Source organism: Clostridium porci (genome assembly GCF_009696375.1).
Lineage (GTDB): Bacteria > Bacillota > Clostridia > Lachnospirales > Lachnospiraceae > Enterocloster > Enterocloster porci.
Genome location: NZ_VUMD01000001.1, coordinates 320,754 through 333,634 on the forward strand (window position 1 = coordinate 320,754; position 12,881 = coordinate 333,634).

Consider the following 12,881-nt stretch of genomic DNA (forward strand, 5'->3'; position numbering starts at 1 on the left):
TCGTGCTAAGATAGAGAGGATACTCATACCATACGGTATTGAGCCGCAGGCTTTATAGAGGAATTAAGAAAGGGTGTTTTACCAATGTCAGGACATTCAAAATTTGCAAATATTAAACATAAGAAGGAGCGCAATGATGCTGCAAAGGGTAAGATTTTTACTGTAATCGGACGCGAGATTGCCGTAGCTGTTAAGGAAGGGGGGGCTGACCCGGCCAATAACAGCAAGCTTCGTGATGTCATTGCCAAGGCAAAGGCTAACAATATGCCCAATGATACCATTGACCGCGGAATTAAGAAGGCAGCAGGGGACGCGGCTGCGGTCAACTACGAATCCCTTACATATGAGGGGTATGGTCCCAGTGGTGTAGCCATTATTGTAGATACTCTTACAGATAATAAAAACCGTACGGCAGCCAATGTAAGAAGCGCCTTCACCAAGGGAAACGGCAATGTAGGAACACCGGGAAGCGTGTCCTACATGTTTGACAAGAAAGGTCAGATTCTCATTGATCGGGAAGCGTGCGGTCTGGAACCGGATGAACTGATGATGCTGTCTCTGGATGCAGGGGCGGAGGATTTTTCCGAGGAGGAGGACAGCTACGAGGTTATCACTTCTCCTGAGACGTTTAGTGCGGTGAGAGAGGCTCTGGAGGCGCAGAATATTCCCATGCTGGAGGCGTCTGTGACGATGATTCCTCAGACCTGGGTTAAGCTTACGGATGAGGAGGAAATCAAAAGGCTGACAAAGACGCTGGATTTGCTGGACGAGGATGATGATGTTCAGGCAGTATACCATAATTGGGATGAGTAAAGGGGCCTTTAAAAGGCGCGGTGACAGACAGAAAAGGGTTGCCTGTCACCGCGCTTTTTTACTTTGACCTATAAAATTAGTTGGACACGACCATAGTCCGAAGTCCCTCGGTAGAAGTGGGAGCGTTGAAGATATAGAGAGTGTATGAAGTGTTTGCGCTCATATTTGCGGAGGCGGTAGCCACAGCGCGGCCAGGGAAGGAGCCGGTGCGGGAGATAAAGATCTGATACCAGCCTGGATAAAAGCTGGTATAAGGGGTTACCTCACGGTAGCGCACATTGGTGAAGGCAGTGTAAGAGTTGTTCTGATTACCAATGGATACGTCAAAGGGGCCTAGATTCTCAGACAGGTTGCAGGCACGAAGACAGCTGGTGCCGGAAGGTGCGCTGCAGGAAATATCAGAGATTTCCATAATGTCCAGGCCGCTTGCTGTGTTGATGATTGCAACGGTCATGGCAGAGCCGGCTCTGACCTGAATGCTCTTTTGGATATAAATATAGCCGTTGGCTCCAGATACGGTAATGGTCTGACTGCCGGAGTCAGACTGTACATAGCTGGTTATATCGCCGTTGCCAAGTTGGCTTGCTACCAGCCAGTTTCCAAGATATACATAAAATGGCTGATAACCGGTGGACGTGTTCAGGAACCGAACCCTGCCGAATCTGTTGCTAGTACAGTTAAAGCATGGGAAGGTGATTCCTGGTATAACTGTTATTGCTCCGCCGGTTCCTCCAGGAAATACAGGGCGGAAAATGGGAGGGAAGTTGTTGCCGCTGAATACAGGACCGCCTTCTCCTGGATTGGGGAGGGGAATCACTGGAATATTGGCTTCGTTGTCATTTGCGGGGCCGCTTTCCACAGGACCGCCCTCTCCTGGATTGGGAAGGGGAATTACCGGAATGCCGGCTTCGTTGGACTCGGCAGCGCTTACTATGGAATCTGGGTATTCGTTGGTTCTGTCTGTATGATAGGACTGATTGTTCATAAAAGCCTCGTTGATAATTCGATTCAGTATAAGATATTCATAAAAGCGGGAAAAGGTACCCAGCTTCCGGAAAAAAGGGGGCAGCATTTTTTTCTGACGTTTGCATATAATAAAAGGAACCAGTGTATCAGGAGCGTGGAGTGTATGTCATGGGACCCAAGGAAAACAGCTGTGTCTGCACTAGGGCTGCCCAGGGACGTGATTCTGGGAGACGTGCTGGTAAGCTTTGTAGGCAAAACCCAGGTAAATGTGGAAAATTACAGGAGCATCCTTCTATATACAGATACCCTGGTAAAGCTCCAGGCCAGAAATTACAAGGTTCTTATTCACGGAAGCCGTCTGAGAATCGACTACTATACGCCTGAAGAAATGAAAATAACCGGGCAGATTGGCTCTCTGGAATTTCAGTGCTAGATCAGCCTGGGCGCCTGTAAGGAGGGGACGGCTTGATTATAGGGCTGTTACATAACTGGAAAGGATATGTAAGGCTCCGTCTTCACGGATATTCACCGGAGCGATTCTTAAATCTTTGCAATGCCAGGGGGCTGGAGGTTTGGGGAATTCTCTGCAGCCGGGACGGGGATTATGAATTTTATATGACGGTGGAGGGCTACCGGCGGGTAAAGCCTCTGGTGCGCAAGGCCCAGGTAAGGCTTCATATCATTGGCCGCTATGGCCTGCCCTTTTTTATTTATAAGAACAGGAAACGCTGGTATTTTGCAGCTGGCATCGGAGCTTTTTTTATTCTTCTCTATGTTATGAGCCTGTTTATCTGGGATATCCGGTTCGAGGGGAATTACCACTATACCTGCGATACCCTTCTGCGGTATCTGGACACGCAGGATATAGATTATGGAATGTTGAAGTCCAGGATTAACTGTGAGGATTTGGAGGCGTCCTTTCGTACCAGTTTTCCAGAGATCACCTGGGTGTCAGCAAGAGTATCGGGTACCCGGCTGCTGATACATATTAAGGAAAATGAGGTTCTCTCATCCATTCCTGAAAAGGACGAGAAACCTTGCGATATTGTGGCAGCCCAGGCAGGAACCATCACACATATGATAGTCCGTTCTGGAATTCCGCAGGTAGCGGTGGGAGATGAGGTGGAGGAGGGGCAGGTACTGGTAAGCGGCCGGGTTCCTATTGTCAATGACAGCGAGGAGGAGGTAAATGCCTATCAGGTACAGGCAGACGCGGATATCTATGCCAGAACTGCCAGAGAGTATGAAAAGACATTTCCTCTTCTTCACAGAGAGCGGGTAGAAACAGGCCGAAAGCGCAGAGGCTTCTATGTGAAAGCCGGATCATGGTCCTTTACCTGCCTGATGCCTGTAAAGGGGGAAGGAGAATGGGACTATGCTATGGAGGAGAAGCAGCTTAAACTATTTTCCAACTTTTATCTTCCCGTGTATTTTGGTAACATTCATGGCAGGGAGATGGCGTCCTATGAAAGAAACTATACAAAAGATGAGCTATTGCATTTGTCCAAATCCATAAATTACCAGTTTGTCGAAAATTTAAAGGAAAAAGGGGTACACATTCTTGAAAATAATGATAGAATAGAAACAAGTGTATCCGAGTGCCGGATATTGGGAAGTTTAATTACAGAAGAATCCATTGTCAAGACCCGGCCGTTAGAGGAACCAACGACAGAATTAGAGGAGACGAAGACAGCCCAATGAGTGTGATTGAAACCTTGATTGATATTCCTGTTGACCATGAAAGAAATGTATGCGGACAATTTGACGCTTACTTAAAGAAAATAGAACGCACCCTCCATGTTACTATGATTGCAAGGAACGGGGAGATTAAGCTGATTGGGCCTGAACAGACCATACGTCAAGCTAAGAGCGTATTCCAGAACCTGATTGAGCTTTCCAGACGGGGGAATACCATTACGGAGCAGAACGTAGATTATGCGCTGTCCCTGTCCTTTACAGAAAATGACGGACAGATTCTGGAGATGGATAAGGATATTATCTGCCGTACTGCCGCTGGAAGGCCTGTTAAGCCAAAGACACTGGGACAAAAGAGCTATGTGGATGCTATTCGCGGCAAAATGATTGTTTTCGGAATAGGGCCCGCAGGCACAGGAAAGACCTACCTTGCCATGGCCATGGCTATCCAGGCTTTTAAGAACGGAGAGGTGGGCAGGCTTATACTGACCCGTCCTGCCATTGAAGCGGGAGAGAAACTGGGCTTTCTGCCAGGAGATCTCCAGAGCAAGATCGATCCCTATCTGCGGCCGCTCTACGATGCACTGTATCAAATTATGGGGGCGGAGAGCTTCCTTCATAATTCAGAGAAGGGACTGATTGAGGTGGCGCCTCTGGCTTATATGAGAGGCCGGACCCTGGACAATGCTTATATTATTCTGGATGAGGCGCAAAATACCACCCCTGCCCAGATGAAGATGTTTCTCACAAGAATCGGCTTTGGCTCCAAGGTTATTATCACGGGTGACAGGACTCAGAAGGATTTGCCATCAGGAGCAGCGTCGGGGCTGGACACGGCGTTAAAGGTGTTAAAGCATATTGAGGATATCGGGTTTTGCTATCTTACCACCTCGGATGTTGTGCGCCATCCACTGGTGCAGAAAATTGTACAGGCCTATGATGCCTATGAGCAGAAAAATACCCCTTCCTCTGTTCCGGGCAGAGGACACAGAAGAAAAGGGCGGTCTTAAATAAGGCTGCAGGAAAGGAAACGCCTATGACGATAGCCATTGAATACGAAGCGGAAAAAAAGCTGGAGCTTCCTTTTGAAACTATTATCCGGGAGATTGTCCTGGCTGCTTTGGACTATGAGGAATGTCCTTATGAAGCGGAGATTAACGTAATACTGACGGATAACGAAGCCATCCGGGTGATGAATAAAGAGTATCGGGGACTGGACGCTCCTACAGATGTGCTCTCATTTCCGCTGGTGGACTATAACGTACCCTCGGACTTTAACCATGTGGAGGACGCTGTGGAGGATTACTTCAATCCTGAGACAGGCGAGCTGATGCTGGGAGATATTGTTATTTCTGTGGACAAGGTGGAGGGACAGGCAGAGAGCTACGGCCATTCCCAGACCAGAGAACTGGCCTTTCTGGTGGCTCACAGTATGCTCCACCTGTTGGGGTACGACCACATGGAGGAGGGGGAGCGGGCTGAGATGGAGCGGCGCCAGGACGCTATTTTAGAAAGCAGGGGGTATGTAAGATGAGAGACGGACTTACGCTTGCGGCAGCTCTGATAGCGGCAGCCGGCCTGCTGACCGGCTGTGTGAAGGAGGCGTCCATGGACGCAGCCGGGTCTTCCGCGACAGCTGTTTCTGCGGCTGCTGCAGAAGCTAAGCCTGAAATTTTCATTTATTCCGACGAGAACCCCGATCCTGAGGGGGGCAAACCGGAATACTATCTTCCAGGTGAGCGGACGGAAGAAACGGGTATGATAAGAAGCTATCTGACAGGGCAGATGATAGATGTCCTTCAGGGCAACCGGCGTCCTCTGGCAGTAATGATGAGCAACGACAAGGAAGCCAGGCCCCAGTATGGCATCAACCGGGCCGGAGTGGTCTATGAGGCGCCTGTGGAGGGCGGTATGAACCGGTATATGGCTCTCATAGAAGATTACGATAATCTGGAACGGATCGGTTCTGTGCGCAGCTGCCGCACCTACTACACCTATTTTGCCAGGGAGTTTGATGCCATCTACGCTCATTATGGACAAAGCACCTTTGCAAAGCCTTTTTTGAAAAATGTGGATAATATCAATGGACTTGACGGCATCGGAACCACGGCTTACTACAGAAGCGGCGATAAAAAGGCGCCACATAATGCCTATACCAGCGGAGCCAGGATACACAAGGCGATTGAAATGCTGGGATACTCTCAGGAGTATGCCCCCTCCTACCAGGGCCATTATTTGTTTGCGAGAGATGGACGGGAGGCAGTGCTGGATCAACGGCCAGGAGTGATGGACGCTCTTACTCTGAAGCCAGGCTACGATATGAATCAGGCCTATTTTATGTATAATGAGAGCGATGGCTTGTATCACCGCTATCAGTATGGCGGAGTCCATGAAGGAGACGAGGGCCCTGTTACCGCCAAGAATGTAGTATTCCAGTATTGCCAGTCAGGCTACTACGCGACTACAGATTATATAAGCTTTAATGTACATACCACGGAATGTGGCTTTTTTATGACAAACGGCAGGGCTATCCCTATTAGCTGGGAGAAGGATGGGGAGTTCGGTGTGACTCATTATTATGATATGGATCACAATGAGGTGGTTTTCAACCAGGGGCAGACCTGGATTTGTATTATATCCACAAAAGACTTTGCCAAGTCAGAAATAATTGGAAAAGACGGAGCACAATAAAGAGATATGAAGCCTACTGCGAGAACCTCCAGAATGAAAAAGCAAAAGGCTGCCAATTTTGTTATTCAGGGCAGTATTCTGGCCATGGCAGGTATTCTGGTGCGCATCATCGGCATGCTGTACCGAATGCCTCTGAATGATATTATAGGAAAACAGGGAAACGGATATTATACCTCCGCATTTAACGTATATAATATCCTTCTGATCCTGTCCTCCTACAGTATGCCGGTGGCTGTGTCAAAGATGATATCCACCCGTATGGCAAAAGGACAATACAGGAATTGCAGCCGCATCTTAAAAGCGGCTCTTATTTATGCCACGATAGTGGGAGTGGCTGCTGCTCTCGTGCTGTGGTTCGGCGCTGATTTGTTTGCGGAGCTGATCAAGACGCCCCTCAGCCGGTTCGCCCTTAAGACTCTGGCTCCCACGGTCTGGATTATGGCCTATCTTGGGGTGCTTAGGGGGTATTTCCAGGGGACGGGCTCCATGGTGCCTACTGCAATATCTCAGATACTGGAACAGATTGTCAATGCAGTCGTAAGCGTGGCGGCGGCGGGGCTGCTGTTTAATGCAGGGGCTTCCATGGGAGAACATAGGGATTATTCCTATGCCCTGGGTGCAGCTGGCGGAACCATTGGCACAGGAGCGGGAGCTCTTACGGCTCTTGTGTTTTTTCTCTGTCTGACAGTCAGCAGGAGACGAGAGAGAAGGCGGCTTGCTCTGAGGGACAAGACTAGAAGAAGAGAAAGCTACCGGCGTCTGATGTATATTCTTACGATTACTGTACTGCCTATTGTGATCAGCAGCGGTATCTACAACTGCTCTAATGTGGTAGATAACTATCTCTTCGGTCAGGGAATGGCCGGCCTGGGATACAAGGAGGAGGAGATAGCAACCTTCTGGGGAGCCCTGGGACAGTATCAGCTTCTGTTTAATATTCCGGTGGCTGTGTCCAATGCCCTTTCCTCATCTTTGATTCCTGCCTTGTCCCGATCCGTATCCAGCCGGAACCGTAAGGAGAAGCTGGAGCGTATCGGAACCGCAATACGTTTTTCACTTTTGGTAGCCATCCCTGCGGCAGTGGGTATTACGGTGCTGGCCGAGCCGGTTTGCAATCTTTTGTTTATCAGTGAGGACAACAGCATGCTGATACGGTTGTCGATGGCTGGCTCTTTGGCAGTGGTATTTTATTCACTGTCTACAGTTACCAATGCGATTTTGCAGGGGCTTAATCATATGGAGCTGCCTATCCGCCACGCCGTGGCAGCTCTGATGATCCATGTAGCAGCGCTGGAGATATTTCTTCTGGTGTTTAAGCTGGGTATTTACAGCGTGGTCTTTGCCAATATTGCTTTTGCCTTTGTAATGTGCGTGATGAATGGACGGGCTATTACACGTCATACCAGATACAGGCAGGAGATTAAGAAAACCTTTATTTTGCCAGGGATATGTTCCCTGGTGATGGGCGGAGCCTCCTACGGAGTGTACCGGCTGATTGACAGGGCCTTGCCGCAACACCTGATGAGAGGAAGGCTGGGGATGGCTGTTGTGGTGCTTCCGCCGGTGGCTGCGGCAATGGTAGTATATGCGCTGCTGCTGGTGAAGCTTCATGCCCTGGAAGAGGAGGAGCTTAAGAGAATGCCAGGAGGAAGAAGGCTTGTCAGGCTATTTAAAAGGGTTCGTTTATTATGAGTGGGAGAGGTATTTGAAAAAGGAGATGCTGGGTAATACTGGAAAAGCTTACTGGTTTAGAAAATAAAAAAGTGTGATTAAATCAGCGCAGAAAGCAGATACTAACCTTAGAGTGACTTATACCCCATAAGGAGGTTAGTGAATATGAAAAAGGTTTTGTACTGCTTGCTGCTGTTTGCAGTCACATCTATTATATGTCTCATTGTAGGTTATGGAATTACCAGGTATAGCTTAAGACAGGAGCAGGCAGTTCCCAATACGGTTATCGAGACGGAGACAGTCGACGATATGGGCGATAAGGCTGCTGCGAATCAGGAGAATATAAAGCCGATTCTGGAAAGCAGCGCTCCGGCTGAGGAGTATTATCTTGTAGCTGAGTCTGGTTTCCTTCTGGTGTTCTGCAGCGACAGAAGCACCATCTGCCTGTACACCCACATACCGATTACCGATTTCCCGGAGAAGGAGCGTGCCAGGCTGTTGGAGGGAATTTGGTTTCCTTCCATGATGGAGGTATACCATTATCTGGAATCGTTTACCAGTTAACAAATCAGTTAGCGGTCCTGAACTTGATGGTACGATAATGCCGCACTTTGAAGCGAGGGAATTATTTGCTATTATAAAAAGCGTAAGTGTAAGACGCCGGCGGGTGTTCCACATTTGCGCTTCTTTCTTTTACAAGAAGGGAGTAATTGATCGGGCGTGGCGTTGTGCTGTCCTACAAAGGAGCATACCGAAAAAGGAAATAGTTGAAATGTTGCTGGAAAACAGATAGAATGAGTGATAGATTTATATGAAGATGAAGGAGCCCGATATTGATTATGAGTGGACATATAGTCATTATAGGAGGAGGGGCCTCAGGGCTGGCGGCTGCCATCGCGGGAGCCAGACTGGGAGCCAGGGTAACGCTGGTGGAGCATATGGAGCGGGTGGGAAAGAAACTCCTTTCCACAGGAAATGGAAGATGCAATCTGACGAATCTGCACATGGAAGCCTCCTGCTATCGGTGTGATGAGCAGGATTTTCCAATGAAGGTCATAGAAGGCTTTGGAGTGGAGGAAACCCTTAAGTTTTTTAAGGGACTTGGAATCGAGCCAAAGAGCAGAAACGGTTATATTTATCCGAATTCCGATCAGGCAGCGGCTGTGTTGGACGTGCTTATATGGGAGGCCTGTCATCTGGGTGTGAAGATACTGACCTCGTGTAAGGTGGGTAAGATAGAATGCCTAAATGTAAAAAACAAGATAAAAGTGGATGGAAATGTGGATAAAAAACAAAATAATTGTGATAAAGTGGGAAAAGAATTTTGTATTTACAAACTGCACACAACCCAGGGCGTTCTCTTTGGGGATGCCCTGATTCTGGCAACCGGCTCTAAGGCCGCTCCTTTAACCGGTTCCGATGGAAGCGGATATGAGTTGGCCCACCAGCTTGGGCACCGTATTATAAAGCCTCTTCCCGCTTTGGTGCAGCTTCGATGCCAGGGAAACCGATACAGACAGCTGGCAGGAATCCGGACAGAGGCAAGAGTCATTTTACATGAAAACAGTCTGTCAGGATGCGTTCTGGCGGAGGACAAGGGAGAGCTGCAGTTGACAGACTACGGCTTGTCCGGGATTCCTGTGTTTCAAATCAGCCGTTTTGCGGCAAAAGCCCTGGATCAGAAGAAACGGGCAGTGGTGCGCATTGATTTCCTGCCCTCATGGCAGGAGGAGGAAAGCTTTGGACTTTTGAAGAAGCGATCCAGAGACCTTAAGGATAAGACAGTGGAGGAAATGTTCACGGGGCTTCTTAATAAAAAGCTGGCGTCTGTCCTCATCCAGCTGGCAGGCATCAACCCTTCCAGACAGTCAGGAGCGCTGACGGGAAAGGAGCTTGGACATCTGCTTGCCCAGTTGAAATCCTATGAGGCCATTGTCATGAGCGTCAATCCCTTTACCAATGCCCAGGCCTGCTGCGGAGGGGTGGATACCAGAGAGATTCATCCGTCAACAATGGAATCGCGGCTTAAGAAAGGGCTTTATCTGACTGGGGAGCTTCTGGATGTGGATGGAATTTGCGGAGGCTATAACCTTCAGTTCGCCTGGTCCAGCGGAATTTTAGCCGGAAGGGCGGCAGCCGGCATTTTAAGGGGAGGTCAGGGGCATAAAGGCATAGTCAGGTCATTGTCCCAAAAACAATCGTTTACAAAGGAGTAGCTATGATTCGTATTAATCAGTTAAAAATGCCCCTGGGGCACAGCAGGCAGGAGCTGCTTGAAAAAGCGGCCAGGCTTCTGGGTATACCGGGGAGTGAGATAGAGAGACTGAACCTTGTAAAGCAATCCATTGACGCCAGAAAGAAACCAGATATTATGTACAGTTATATTGTAGATGTAGCTGTGAAGAATGCTGGAGTCAAGAAGGAGGAGGGAATAGTAAAGAAGCTTAAAAAACGGGATGTGGTGGTTCAGAGGGATCAGGTATACCGCCTCCCTGCTTCCGGCTCTCATTCTTTGACGCATCCGCCGGTTATCATCGGATCGGGGCCTGCCGGTTTATTCTGCGGCCTGACGCTTGCAAGAAGGGGATACCGGCCTGTGATTTTGGAGCAGGGGGAGGATGTAGATACCAGAACTGCAAGGGTGGCAGCCTTTTGGGAGACCGGGGCGCTCCATCCATTCTCTAATGTCCAGTTTGGCGAAGGAGGAGCAGGAACCTTCTCTGACGGAAAGCTGAATACTCTGGTAAAGGACAGCTTCGGGCGAAATCGTGAGGTGCTGCGAATTCTGGTGGAATTTGGAGCGGATCCTTCTATTCTCTATGTGAATAAGCCACATGTGGGAACAGATGTGCTAAGCGCGATCGTTAAAAATATCCGTTGTGAGATTGAGAAGCTGGGAGGCGAGCTTCGGTTTTTAACGAAGGCCACGGATTTTATCCTGGAGGGAGGACGTCTTAGAGCCGTAATGACTGAGCCGGAAGGGCAGATTGAAGCTCAGGCTGTAGTGCTTGCTCCTGGCCACAGTGCCAGAGATACCTTTGAAATGCTCCGCTTAAGGGGCGTTCCTATGGAGGCTAAGGCATTTGCCCTTGGGCTTCGCGTACAGCATCCCCAGAAGCTGATTAACAAGAGCCAGTATGGAATGGAGGAATGCAGAGAGCTGGAGCCGGCCAGCTATAAGCTTACGAAGCAGACCAGGGGAGGCAGAGGGGTCTACTCCTTTTGTATGTGTCCTGGCGGCTATGTAGTTAACGCATCCTCAGAGCCGGGCCGTCTTGCGGTGAATGGAATGAGCTATCACAATAGGGCAGGAGAAAACGCTAACAGCGCCCTCATCGTTACGGTGACGCCGGAGGATTTTCCACAAATGGAGCCGGGGCTGGAAGCGCTGGCAGGCGTCCGGCTTCAGCAGGCTCTAGAAGAAAAAGCCTATGCCTTGGGCAATGGAAGAATCCCTGTTCAGCTTTACAGTGATTTTAAGGAAAACCGGGTTTCAGGAGGCTTTGGCCAGGTAAAGCCTGCTTTTAAGGGACAATATGCTTTCGCCAATTTACGGCAGCTGCTTCCCACAGCTATTTCACAGGCTCTTTTGGAAGCTATGGAACACTTCGGGCATATAATAGAGGGCTTTGACCGTCCTGATGCTGTATTTGCAGGAGTTGAAAGCAGAACCTCCTCTCCTTTGCGTATCCTAAGAGACGAGCATATGGAGAGCCCGATCCGGGGGATCTTCCCATGTGGGGAGGGGGCTGGGTACGCGGGAGGGATCACCTCGGCGGCCATGGACGGCCTGAAAACCGCGGAAGAAATTATCAGGAGATTTGCTCCATTTTAGAATTAATTAATGCAATAGAAATTGACGGAGCCTTTAAATTGGTGTAAGATAAACAGGAATCGCTTTTAAAAACAAGAAAAAGGAGTATACAATGGAATACCAGGCACGCCATAAGCTGAAGGATAAAAGGCGGATTGTGATAAAAATCGGTTCCTCCTCCCTGACCCATTCTGAGACAGGTGAGATGAATCTGATGAAGATAGAAAGGCTGGTACGGGTGATCAGCGATTTGAGAGGACAGGGAAAGGACGTGATTCTGGTGTCCTCTGGGGCGATTGCGGCTGGCCGCCAGGCTTTGGGGTATCACAAGAGGCCAGGAACCCTGGCTGAAAAACAGGCCTTTGCGGCAGTGGGTCAGGCCCGGCTTATGATGGTATATCAGAAGCTGTTTGCGGAGTATAACCAGACGGCAGCCCAGGTTCTTCTTACCAAGGACACAATGGTTAACGACAGCTCCAGATACAATGCGCAGAACACCTTTGACGAGCTTTTGAATCTTGGAACGATTCCTGTGGTAAATGAAAATGATACTGTGTCGACCTCGGAGATCCCCTATGTGGACAGCTTTGGCGATAATGATCGTCTTTCTGCCATTGTGGCGGCTCTGATTGGGGCGGATCTTTTGATTCTGCTGTCCGATATCGACGGCCTTTACACCGATGATCCCAGAAGCAACCCCAAGGCAGAATTTATAAGCCTTGTGCCGGAAATCACCTCTGAGCTCTTTCATATGGGGAAGGATACGTCGGGCAGCGACGTAGGAACAGGAGGAATGTCCGCAAAGCTGGCGGCAGCCAGGATCGCCACTGACAGCGGAGCTGATATGGTGATTGCCAACGGAGACCAGGTGGAGGTAATTCTGGATATTATGGGGGGAGATGAAAAGGGAACTTTGTTTTTAGCCCATTCTAACCTGGATTTTGATTTGATGCATTATCTGAGCAACGAATATTAAAGGAAAAGGTGAAAAGAGGAGGGGAATTCATGGACATAGCAAGCATCGGCCGAATTAACGAGCTTTACCATAAATCCCAGTCAACCGGCTTAAGCGAAGAGGAGAAGGAGGAGCAGGCAAGGCTCCGTCAGGAGTACATTGCAGCCATCCGAAGAAGTCTGAGAGCAAATCTGAACCATATATCCATCCAGGAAAAGGATGGATCTGTTACAGATTTGGGGAAAACGTTCGGCGGTATCAAGGAAGAATGAAAGT

The 12,881-nt window shown here is 49.1% G+C and carries 13 protein-coding genes; 12 read left to right on the top strand and 1 reads right to left on the bottom strand.

Going from position 1 to position 12,881, the window contains the following annotated elements; translation table 11 throughout:
- The first annotated feature begins 84 nt into the window (after positions 1–84).
- Positions 85–813, top strand: a complete 729-nt coding sequence (locus FYJ39_RS01425) for a YebC/PmpR family DNA-binding transcriptional regulator (RefSeq protein WP_154470681.1) — start codon at positions 85–87, stop codon at positions 811–813.
- 76 nt (positions 814–889) lie between these two features.
- On the opposite strand, the gene FYJ39_RS01430 is transcribed toward FYJ39_RS01425, so the two are convergent.
- Positions 890–1,798 carry a DUF4397 domain-containing protein gene (locus FYJ39_RS01430; protein ID WP_154470682.1) on the bottom strand — a complete coding sequence of 303 codons (909 nt, stop codon included), beginning with the start codon at positions 1,796–1,798 and terminating at the stop codon, positions 890–892.
- Between the two features lie 144 nt (positions 1,799–1,942).
- Here FYJ39_RS01430 and FYJ39_RS01435 point away from each other — a divergent pair, with 144 nt between their 5' ends.
- The 11 genes from FYJ39_RS01435 to FYJ39_RS01485 all read left to right on the top strand — a co-directional run bounded on the left by FYJ39_RS01435 (position 1,943) and on the right by FYJ39_RS01485 (position 12,877).
- Positions 1,943–2,212 (top strand): YabP/YqfC family sporulation protein, encoded by a 270-nt coding sequence (locus FYJ39_RS01435; RefSeq protein WP_154470683.1) that lies wholly within the window; start codon positions 1,943–1,945, stop codon positions 2,210–2,212.
- A gap of 32 nt (positions 2,213–2,244) precedes the next feature.
- Positions 2,245–3,480, top strand: a complete 1,236-nt coding sequence (locus FYJ39_RS01440) for a sporulation protein YqfD (RefSeq protein WP_154470684.1) — start codon at positions 2,245–2,247, stop codon at positions 3,478–3,480.
- Positions 3,477–4,484 (top strand): PhoH family protein, encoded by a 1,008-nt coding sequence (locus FYJ39_RS01445; protein ID WP_154470685.1) that lies wholly within the window; start codon positions 3,477–3,479, stop codon positions 4,482–4,484. Before FYJ39_RS01440 ends, FYJ39_RS01445 begins: the two co-directional genes overlap by 4 nt.
- Before the next feature lie 26 nt (positions 4,485–4,510).
- A complete protein-coding gene (gene ybeY / locus FYJ39_RS01450) occupies positions 4,511–5,008 on the top strand; it encodes an rRNA maturation RNase YbeY (RefSeq protein WP_154470686.1) in 498 nt (165 codons plus the stop codon).
- Positions 5,005–6,165 (top strand): DUF3048 domain-containing protein, encoded by a 1,161-nt coding sequence (locus tag FYJ39_RS01455; RefSeq protein ID WP_154470687.1) that lies wholly within the window; start codon positions 5,005–5,007, stop codon positions 6,163–6,165. Before ybeY ends, FYJ39_RS01455 begins: the two co-directional genes overlap by 4 nt.
- A 33-nt stretch (positions 6,166–6,198) precedes the next feature.
- Positions 6,199–7,857 (top strand): putative polysaccharide biosynthesis protein, encoded by a 1,659-nt coding sequence (locus FYJ39_RS01460; RefSeq protein ID WP_235919697.1) that lies wholly within the window; start codon positions 6,199–6,201, stop codon positions 7,855–7,857.
- Positions 7,858–8,001: 144 nt separating this feature from the next.
- Complete coding sequence (locus FYJ39_RS01465; RefSeq protein ID WP_154470688.1) at positions 8,002–8,400, top strand: hypothetical protein; 399 nt, start codon at positions 8,002–8,004, stop codon at positions 8,398–8,400.
- 275 nt (positions 8,401–8,675) lie between these two features.
- The gene (locus FYJ39_RS01470) at positions 8,676–10,052 is read left to right on the top strand and encodes an aminoacetone oxidase family FAD-binding enzyme (RefSeq protein WP_154470689.1); all 1,377 of its coding nucleotides are present in this window, start codon (positions 8,676–8,678) and stop codon (positions 10,050–10,052) included.
- 2 nt (positions 10,053–10,054) lie between these two features.
- Complete coding sequence (locus FYJ39_RS01475) at positions 10,055–11,671, top strand: NAD(P)/FAD-dependent oxidoreductase (RefSeq protein WP_154470690.1); 1,617 nt, start codon at positions 10,055–10,057, stop codon at positions 11,669–11,671.
- Between the two features lie 91 nt (positions 11,672–11,762).
- The gene (gene proB / locus FYJ39_RS01480) at positions 11,763–12,626 is read left to right on the top strand and encodes a glutamate 5-kinase (RefSeq protein ID WP_154470691.1); all 864 of its coding nucleotides are present in this window, start codon (positions 11,763–11,765) and stop codon (positions 12,624–12,626) included.
- 29 nt (positions 12,627–12,655) lie between these two features.
- Positions 12,656–12,877, top strand: coding sequence for a DUF896 domain-containing protein (locus FYJ39_RS01485; protein ID WP_154470692.1), 222 nt, complete (start codon positions 12,656–12,658; stop codon positions 12,875–12,877).
- The last annotated feature ends 4 nt before the right edge of the window (positions 12,878–12,881 follow it).

What these genes read in the sequence shown, in the direction of transcription:
- FYJ39_RS01465 (WP_154470688.1), top strand. Translation starts at nt 8,002, where the DNA reads ATGAAAAAGGTTTTGTACTGCTTGCTGCTGTTTGCAGTCACATCTATT.
- FYJ39_RS01485 (WP_154470692.1), top strand. Translation starts at nt 12,656, where the DNA reads ATGGACATAGCAAGCATCGGCCGAATTAACGAGCTTTACCATAAATCC.
- FYJ39_RS01445 (WP_154470685.1), top strand. Translation starts at nt 3,477, where the DNA reads ATGAGTGTGATTGAAACCTTGATTGATATTCCTGTTGACCATGAAAGA.
- FYJ39_RS01475 (WP_154470690.1), top strand. Translation starts at nt 10,055, where the DNA reads ATGATTCGTATTAATCAGTTAAAAATGCCCCTGGGGCACAGCAGGCAG.
- FYJ39_RS01435 (WP_154470683.1), top strand. Translation starts at nt 1,943, where the DNA reads ATGTCATGGGACCCAAGGAAAACAGCTGTGTCTGCACTAGGGCTGCCC.
- FYJ39_RS01425 (WP_154470681.1), top strand. Translation starts at nt 85, where the DNA reads ATGTCAGGACATTCAAAATTTGCAAATATTAAACATAAGAAGGAGCGC.
- FYJ39_RS01455 (WP_154470687.1), top strand. Translation starts at nt 5,005, where the DNA reads ATGAGAGACGGACTTACGCTTGCGGCAGCTCTGATAGCGGCAGCCGGC.
- proB (WP_154470691.1), top strand. Translation starts at nt 11,763, where the DNA reads ATGGAATACCAGGCACGCCATAAGCTGAAGGATAAAAGGCGGATTGTG.
- ybeY (WP_154470686.1), top strand. Translation starts at nt 4,511, where the DNA reads ATGACGATAGCCATTGAATACGAAGCGGAAAAAAAGCTGGAGCTTCCT.
- FYJ39_RS01430 (WP_154470682.1), bottom strand. Translation starts at nt 1,798, where the DNA reads ATGAACAATCAGTCCTATCATACAGACAGAACCAACGAATACCCAGAT.
- FYJ39_RS01470 (WP_154470689.1), top strand. Translation starts at nt 8,676, where the DNA reads ATGAGTGGACATATAGTCATTATAGGAGGAGGGGCCTCAGGGCTGGCG.
- FYJ39_RS01460 (WP_235919697.1), top strand. Translation starts at nt 6,199, where the DNA reads ATGAAAAAGCAAAAGGCTGCCAATTTTGTTATTCAGGGCAGTATTCTG.